Source organism: Catenulispora rubra, assembly GCF_015356825.1.
Taxonomy (GTDB): domain Bacteria; phylum Actinomycetota; class Actinomycetes; order Streptomycetales; family Catenulisporaceae; genus Catenulispora; species Catenulispora rubra.
Window position 1 is genome coordinate 1 of record NZ_JAACYW010000489.1, and the last position, 4,756, is coordinate 4,756.

General features: G+C 73.0%; 2 protein-coding genes. Both read left to right on the forward strand.

Annotation, left to right across the window (positions count from 1 at the left end; translation table 11 throughout):
- Positions 1 to 329: 329 nt before the first annotated feature.
- A complete protein-coding gene (locus GWK61_RS52825; protein ID WP_323748180.1) occupies positions 330 to 1,520 on the forward strand; it encodes an ABC transporter substrate-binding protein in 1,191 nt (396 codons plus the stop codon).
- The coding region (locus GWK61_RS52830; protein ID WP_194921843.1) for a sensor histidine kinase at positions 1,517 to 4,756 on the forward strand (3,240 nt) is incomplete at its 3' end. The genes GWK61_RS52825 and GWK61_RS52830, both read left to right, overlap by 4 nt.

Sequence of the window (4,756 nt, forward strand, 5' to 3'; positions counted from 1 at the left end):
GATGAACCCGAACCCCGCCCCGATCCCGCAGCTCCCCCGATGAACATCAGTAGCGCTCCATACCGCCGAACCCGCCCGCACGCGGCGCGCATCCGACGTTCCCCGCCCCCGCCAACGCTTACCTGCCAGAACCCCTACGCACTGATGTTTGCCTCCCGGCGGATCCAGCCCTTTTCATACGCTCCCTGATTCTCTACTGACCATACGATCGTGTAGTGTGCAGCGCGTCGCGTACGGTCGCGTGCCGTCCGTGTCCCCCCACGCAAGGCTCTGGCATGACAAGCGACGAGTGACAGAAAGCGCCCCGGTCTATGGCGATAGTGCGGTCGGTGTCCCCTGGACGTCGATACGGGTCCATCACGGCGCGCCTGGCCGCGATGGCCGCCGCCGTGGCGCTGGTCGCCGGCTGCTCCTCGGGGCCGGGATCCGGCGCCGCCGGCGCCTTCGCGCCCCCGCCGGTGCCGATGGCCGAGCCCGGCGCGGTCTCCGAGGGCGACCTCTACATGGTCGTCTGGGACGGCTACGCCGAGCCTCAGTGGGTCCAGCCCTTCCAGCAGCAGACCGGCTGCACCGTGCACGCCCAAATCGCCGGCAGCTCCGACGAGATGGTCGCCGACGTCAAGTCCGGCCGCTACGACCTGGTCTCCGCCTCCGGCGACGCCAGCCTGCGGATGATAGCCAGTGGAGACGTGGCCCCGGTCGACGTCTCCAAGGTCCCCAACTACGCGCAGATCAACTCCACGTTGGAGAACAAGCGCTGGAACTCGGTGAACGGCGTGCCCTACGGCATCCCGCAGGGTCGCGGAGCCAATGTCCTGATCTACAACAAGGACAAGGTGAGTCCGGCGCCGACGTCTCTGGGCTCGGTGTTCAACCCCGACCCGTCGGTGGCCGGCCACCTGTCGGTCTACGACTCCCCGATCAGCATCGCCGACGCCGCGCTGTACCTCATGCACAGCCAGCCGTCGTTGGGCATCAAGGACCCTTACTCGCTGCACCCGGCCCAGTTCCAGGCCGCCGTCGCACTGCTGACCAAGCAGCGCGCCGCGGTCGGCGACTACTGGCCGAGCAGCGCGAACCAGCAGGCCGCCTTCGCCAAGGGCGCGGACAGCATCGGCATCGGCTGGCAGGTGGTGGTGAACGGCCTGCAGAAGTCCGGGCACGCCGACATCGCCACGGCCAAGCCGGTCGAGGGCAGCACCGGCTGGTCGGACACCTGGATGGTCACCTCCACGGCGAAGAACCTGACCTGCGCCTACAAGTGGCTGGACTACATCACCTCCGCGCAGGTCAACGCCCAGGTCGCGGAGTACGTCGGCGAGGCCCCGGCGAACACCCGGGCGTGCACCAAGACCGCCGACCCCGGGTTCTGCGCGACCTACCACGCCGATGACCCGTCGTACTGGGCCAACGTCTACTACTGGGCCACGCCCACCGCGCACTGCCTGGACGGCACCGGCGACGACTGCGCGTCCTACCCGCAGTGGGTCGCGGCTTGGAACCGGATCAAACAGCAATGACCGCTCGGGGCAAGGGAGGCGGTGCGGACGTGACGCAGGGCTCGGGCGCCGATGTCGCCATCACCACGGCCACCACTACGGCCGGCACCACGGCCGGCACCGCGGCCACGGCCAAGCCGGTGGCGTTCCGCGGCCGGCTGCCGTTCCGCCGCCGCATGGACCTGCTGGTCGTGCTGCCCACCGTGGCCATGGCCGCGCTGATGACCCCGGTGGCGGTCCACGAGGTCAACGTGGCCGGCCAGTGGAACTCGGCGGCGGACTTCCTGTCCTCCTCCAAGTCCGTCAGCCAGCTGATCCAGGACCTGTCGCTGGAGCGCGACAAGGCCCAGGCGGCGATGAGCGGCGACCCGGACAAGGACCGCGAGTACCAGAGCGCCATCGCCGCCACCGACGCCCAGGTCGACCAGGTCACCCGGGACTTCGGCCAGACCGCGACGCCGACGCTGAAGGCCGCGCTGGCCGCCGTCTCCGACCTGAGCTACGTGCGTGAACTGCCGGCCAGCGAGGGCATGTCGCAGAACTATGTCCTGCAGGCGCACGTCCAGCAGCTCGTCGACACCGTGTACGGCGCCATCGACTCGCAGATGGTCTCGGCCCTGGACTTCGGCGGCCACGCGGCCGCCGGGGGACCGGCCGCCTCGCTGGAGGCCGAGCTGTCCGCGCTGTACTCCGGCGACATGGCCGAGAGCCAGCGCGAGGCCTCGCTGACCGCCTTCGCCTCCGGCCCCACCGAGTACAACGCCGGCGAGCAGTACGCCACCGCGCTGCGCTGGGACCAGGTCGCGCAGGTGCAGTTCGGGCTGGTGCAGCAGTCCACGGCCGCCTCCGACCGCGACGCCATCGCCGCGCTGCTGAAATCCACCCAGGCCCAGGTCTTCCGCGACTACCAGGGCAAGGCCGAGGCCCTGTACGGCCAGGCCTTCGACCCGGTCCGCGGCGTCAACGGCAACACCCAGGTCAACCTGCAGAACATCCAGACCCTGAGCGACCGCACCGCGCTGACCGCGGCCTTCGAGAGCGCGAGCAACCAGCGCGAGGCCGCCGAGGCCCAGATCACCGACCGCATCATCGGCCTGGCCCGGGACAACGCCCGGCAGGCCGAGCTCACCGTCGGCCTGCTGATCGGGGTCGGCGTGCTGGCCGCCGGGGCGCTGATGGTGCTCTCCGGGCTGATCCGGCGCTCGGTGGTGCAGCCGGTGGTGGCGCTGACCGCGGCCGCCACCCGGGTGGCCCGCGCCGCCGCGGCCGACCTGGAACGCGTCACCGACGAGGACCTCGGCGAGAAGGGCGAGCTGCCGGACTTCGAGGCCATCCCGGTGCCGACCGACGACGAGCTCGGCGACCTGGCGCTGGCGTTCAACAAGGTGCAGGAGACCGCGCTGCTGATGCTGGAGCGGCAGGTCACCATCCGGCGCAACACCGCGGAGATGTTCGGCAACGTCGGGCACCGGATCCACAACCTCACCGGGCGCCAGCTCTCGATCATCGACCAGGTGGAGCGCACCGAGACCGATCCGGTGCTGCTGGACCGGCTGTACCGCATCGACCACCTCGCGGTGCGGCTGCAGCGCGGTGCCGACAGCCTGATCCTGCTCTCCGGCGAGCGCGAGGCGAACATCTCCGGCTCGCCGATGCGCCTGACCGACGTGGTCCGCTCGGCCGTCGGCCGGGTCGAGGGCTACCAGCGCGTGGTGCTGATCGCCGAGGACGACGCCATGGTCGCGCCGTCCGCGGTCGGCGACATGACCCTGATGGTCGCCGAACTGGTCGAGAACGCGGTGTCGTTCTCCCCGGCCAGCCAGCGCGTGGAGATCGCGGTCGGGCTGTCCGCGCGCGGGTTCGTGATCGAGATCGTGGACCGCGGCATGGGCATGTCCCCGGAGCAGATGGCGCAGGAGAACGCGCGCCTGGTGCGCCGCGAGCGCCTGGACCTGGCGCCGACCCGGGTGCTGGGGCTGTTCGTGGTGGGCCGGCTGTCGGTGCGCACCGGCGCCGCCGTGGAGCTGTCGCCGACCACCGGCGGCGGGACCACGGCGCGGGTGTACGTGCCCGGATTTCTGCTGGCCGGGCCGGTCACGGAGTCGGCCTCGACGCGGGCCCCGCGCGGGGAAGCCGCCGAGGCCGCCGCGACCGGGACGCCGGCGGCGGCTCCGGCGCCGGCCGCCAACGGGGTGCCGGCGCTGCCGTCCAGCCCGGCGCAGGCGCACGCTCAGAACCTGGAGATGCGGGGGCGGCCGCCGCTGACGCCGGCGGATCCGCTGCACGCGCCGCCGCCTTCGCGTCCGCGCCGGAACCCGGGCCCTGCGGCCGCGTTGCCGCCGGGGGCTGAAGGACTGCCGCGCCGGGTGCCCGGGGCGTCGCAGCCCGGGGAGGCTTTCAGCCTGCCGACGCCGACTTCGGAGTTCGACGCCTACGCCACTACGGGGAGTGCGTCTGCCGCCCCTGCCGCGCCCGCTGGATACGGCGCCGGTGAGGCCGAGGCGTACACGGTTCCGCTGTATCAGCCTGCTCCCATCGACCCGGCGGCGGCCGCCGCGGCTGCCGCAGCCGCCGCGGCACGTGCCGCAGGCGCTGTCGACGGCCAACCGGGCCAGCCAGGTCAGACCGGCCAGCCGGGCCAGCCGGGCCAGCCAGGTCAGGTAGGTCAGCCACGCCAGTCCGGCCAGCCCTCGTTCCAGCGCTTCGAGCGCCCGGCGAACCCCGCCGAAGGCCAGCCGAAGTCGCCCTCGTTCCAGCAGTTCGACCGGACCCCGACCGCCGCCGAAGGCCAGTTCGCACCGCCTTCGCCAGCGCCGGCGCCCGCAGCACCAGCCTCGCCCTCACTCTCGTCCGCACCCTCGTATCAGCCGATCCAGCCCCAGGCGCCGGCGGGCCACCAGCCCCACCAGCCGCCGGCCGCCGGACCGGACGGCTCGTCGCTCCAGGCGTCCGGACTCGACGCGCTCGGCCGGCCCGGCGCGCCGGACGCCCCCGGAGCCCGGTACTCGCTCGGTCCGCTGGCCCCCGTGCCGCCCGAAGGCCTCGGCCGCCGGCGCGCGCTGGCCGGCGGCGAGACGCAGCACCTGCCGCACCAGCCCGTGCCCGAACCGCGCCGGGAGACCGGGGTGCTGCCGGTGCGCCGGCCGCCCGCGGTCCCGGCGCCGCCGACGGCACCCGCTCCGGAAGCGCCTGGAATGGTTCCTCCCCACCAGCCGGCGCCGGAGCCGCCGCGGTTCGCCGCGGGCCCGGCCCCGGCC